The sequence below is a fragment of the Pseudomonas sp. PS01303 genome (assembly GCF_029959385.1).
Lineage (GTDB): Bacteria > Pseudomonadota > Gammaproteobacteria > Pseudomonadales > Pseudomonadaceae > Aquipseudomonas > Aquipseudomonas rustica.
The window spans coordinates 1-2,873 of the sequence record NZ_JASCPK010000278.1 but is presented as its reverse complement, the minus strand read 5'-3'; the positions used below and the strand labels follow the sequence as shown (position 1 = coordinate 2,873).

General features: G+C 55.4%; 2 protein-coding genes and 1 pseudogene. All 3 read left to right on the top strand.

The window, feature by feature from the left end:
• Positions 1-200 (top strand): annotated as a pseudogene (locus QMX93_RS30355) (hypothetical protein); the annotation flags it as partial.
• The gene (locus tag QMX93_RS30350) at positions 121-858 is read left to right on the top strand and encodes a TorF family putative porin (protein ID WP_282359284.1); all 738 of its coding nucleotides are present in this window, start codon (positions 121-123) and stop codon (positions 856-858) included. The pseudogene QMX93_RS30355 and the gene QMX93_RS30350, both read left to right, overlap by 80 nt.
• A gap of 222 nt (positions 859-1,080) precedes the next feature.
• Positions 1,081-2,739, top strand: coding sequence for a phosphoethanolamine--lipid A transferase (locus tag QMX93_RS30345; RefSeq protein ID WP_282359283.1), 1,659 nt, complete (start codon positions 1,081-1,083; stop codon positions 2,737-2,739).
• Positions 2,740-2,873 lie beyond the last annotated feature (134 nt).

The following is a 2,873-nucleotide window of genomic DNA, read 5'->3' as shown; positions in this document are numbered from 1 at the left end:
GCCGAAGGCTGCGATCTTTTGATCTTGTTGTTAAGGATCAAGATCAAAAGATCGCAGCCTTCGGCAGCTCCTACAGGTTTCTCTTTCTGCCCAACAATAATCACAACATCGGGACTTCACATGAAAGCCTTGCCCCTGTTCGCCCTGAGTTTCTTGAGCGCGCTGCCCTTGAGCAGCCAGGCGATCCCTTTGAACGATGACTTTGCTGTGTTGGTGGATCTCACTTTAGCCAGCGACTACCGCACCCGTGGCATCTCGCAAACCCAGAATGACCCTGCCGTGCAGGCCGGTCTGACCCTTGCCCACAGCAGCGGTCTGTACCTCGGCGCGTGGAGCTCGAACGTCGATTTTGGCGGCGGCCTGAAAACCCGGCAGGAAGTCGATTACTACGCCGGATGGCTGTGGCAGGCGACCGAGGATGTCAGCCTCGATCTGGGCTACATCAAGTACGCCTACCCCAAGGAAAGTCAGTTCAACCAGAGCGAGGTCTACGGGATTCTCGGCGTGTACGGGGTGAAACTGGCGGCGTATTACTCCAACGATGCGCCGGGGATCGATAGCAAGCAAAACTCGCTGTACACGTACATTGGTTATGAAACTGAGTTGCCGTACGACTCGGGATTGAAGCTGCGTTACGGCAATATGGATTTCAAGGATCCGCATTTGTATTCGGCGTCCGGCAGCGCTGAAGACTCGTACCGCGAATGGGAGGTGAAACTCACCCACAATCTTGCCGGCGTTGTGTTGGGCCTGAGTTACATCGACACGAACCTCTCACAGAGCCAATGCCTGAGTAACTGGGGCTTCAAGGACGTCTGCACCGCGACCGTCGTCGCGAGCGTCAGCAAATCCTTCTGACAAATCGATCCGCTGTAGGAGCAAAGCTTGCTCGCGAAGGCGTCATGTCAGCCGACATTTTTGCTCACTGATACGACGCCTTCGCGAGCAAGCTCTGCTCCTACAGGGGCGGCGGTGTTTTCTGTAGTTGTTACAGGATGTTTACGGATTTTTTACTATTGTTCTTCTACAGTTACACGCGCAACCGTGTGTGTTTTCTATTTGAGTAGAGGAAAAATACGAATGGCTTTGGGCAACGGACTGCGTTTACCGTCCATCACTTCTACCCGACTGGTGCTGTTGTTTTCCTTGGCACTGGTCGCGCTGTACAACCTGGCGACGTGGAAGGCGCTGGGCACGCTGATCACCCTGCAAGGCGCGCACAAACTGGCGTTTCTCGCCTCATTCGGGCTGTTTTTGTGGGCCGCCATCACCCTGCTGCTGACGTTGGTGTCGTTCCGCTGGACACTGAAACCGGCGCTCACCGTGGTCGCCCTGCTCTCGGCCTGCGCCGCGTATTTTATGAATGAATACGGGATCACCATCGACACGGTGATGATCCAGAACGTCTTCGAAACCAACCCGTCCGAAGCCACCGCGCTGTTCAACGGCAAATTGTTGACCTATGTGCTGCTGCTCGGCGTACTGCCGGCGGTGTTGATCTGGCGTTGGCCGGTGAGTTATCGGCCGTTCTTTCGCGGGTTGCTCAACAAGGTTCTGGTGATCATCGGCTGCGTGCTGGTAATCGCCGCATCGGTGGGCACGTTCTATTCGACCTACGCGCCGATCTTTCGCGAAGAAGACAAGCTCACCCACTTCATTAACCCGACCAACTACATCTACGCGATCAGCAAATACACCAAGCAACGCCTGGGCATCAAAAAGCACTTCGTGGTGCAAGCCATCGGTGAGGACGCGGTGATGAACACCAAAGCGGCCAGCCGCGAGAAAAAATCGCTGATGGTGTTTGTCGTCGGCGAAACCGCCCGCGCCGATCATTTCTCGCTGAACGGTTATGAACGCGAGACCAATCCCGAGCTGAGCAAACTCGACATTCTCAACTTCACTCAAGTGCATTCCTGCGGCACGTCGACGGCGGTGTCGGTGCCGTGCATGTTCTCGATGTTTCCGCGTGAGGATTACAGCGACAAGAAAGGCAAGACCTACGAAGGCCTGCTCGACATTCTTCAACGGGTTGGCGTGCAAGTGTTGTGGCTGGACAACAACAGCGACTGCAAAGGCACCTGCCTGCGCGTGCCGCACCGTGACATCGCGAAGAATCAACCGGGGCCGTTCTGCGACGGCAACAACTGCCTCGACGAAGCATTGCTGCAAGACCTGCAAAGCTATATCGATAGCCTCAAGGGCCACGCGATCATCGTCCTGCACGCCGACGGCAGCCACGGCCCGGAATACTACGAGCGCTATCCGCAAGCGCTGGAGCGCTTTAAACCGATCTGCCACACCAATCAGTTGGGCAGTTGCAGTCGCGATGAACTGGTGAATGTCTACGACAACACGATTCTGTATACCGACCATTTCCTCGCCAAGGTGATCGAGTTGCTCAAGCGCAATCAGGCGACGCTGGATACGTCGATGATTTATGTGTCCGATCACGGCGAATCACTGGGTGAGAACGGCCTGTATCTGCATGCGGCGCCGTATGCATTGGCGCCGGAAGCGCAGACGCATGTGCCGATGGTGATGTGGTTTGGTGATCACACACTGGCCAATGAAGGGATTGACCGCGGTTGCTTGCAGGGCAAGACCGGGGAAGCCGGTTTGAGCCACGACAACCTGTTTCATTCGGTGCTCGGGTTGTTTGAAGTGAAGACGTCGCTGTATCAACCGGGGCTGGATATTTTCCACGGCTGCCGGCCCTCAATGACAGCCGCGCAATAACCCGACTGGCTGATTGCTGATTGGCAATGATCAATGTAGGAGCTGCCGAAGGCTGCGATCTTTTGATCTTGATTATAAAAAACAGGATCAAAAGATCGCAGCCTTCGGCAGCTCCTACAGGGATTGTCATAGGT

Excerpts from the sequence above, each read along its gene's own strand:
- QMX93_RS30350 (WP_282359284.1), top strand. The coding sequence starts at position 121 with ATGAAAGCCTTGCCCCTGTTCGCCCTGAGTTTCTTGAGCGCGCTGCCC.
- QMX93_RS30345 (WP_282359283.1), top strand. The coding sequence starts at position 1,081 with ATGGCTTTGGGCAACGGACTGCGTTTACCGTCCATCACTTCTACCCGA.